Origin of the sequence: Halioglobus sp. HI00S01 (genome assembly GCF_001635445.1) — a bacterium.
Classification (GTDB): Bacteria; Pseudomonadota; Gammaproteobacteria; order Pseudomonadales; family Halieaceae; genus Halioglobus; species Halioglobus japonicus.
The window spans coordinates 1-290 of sequence record NZ_LWEE01000266.1 but is presented as its reverse complement, the minus strand read 5'-3'; the positions used below and the strand labels follow the sequence as shown (position 1 = coordinate 290).

At 57.9% G+C, this 290-nt stretch carries 1 protein-coding gene; it reads left to right on the top strand.

All coding sequences use genetic code 11. The features are described from left to right. Positions 1–143 (top strand): ArsC/Spx/MgsR family protein (locus tag A3709_RS19475; protein ID WP_304438783.1); only part of this gene is annotated, 143 nt, incomplete at its 5' end. Between the last annotated feature and the right edge of the window lie 147 nt (positions 144–290).

Here is a 290-nt window from a genome sequence, read left to right as displayed (position 1 = left end):
GTTTGAGTAAAGATTCCAGTGACGCAGACATTGTTACGGCGATGGCGAGCCACCCCAAACTGATCGAGCGCCCGATTGTGGTTCGCGGCGATCAGGCTGTGTTGGGCCGCCCCCCTGAAAACGTTTTGGACCTCATCAACTGATGGCGGACCCGTACGTACTGGTGCTCTACTACTCGCGTCACGGCGCCACCACCGAGATGGCGAAACAGGTGGCGCCGTGACGCGAGTAGTAGAGCACCAGTACGTACGGGTCCGCCATCAGTTGATGAGGTCCAAAACGTTTTCAGG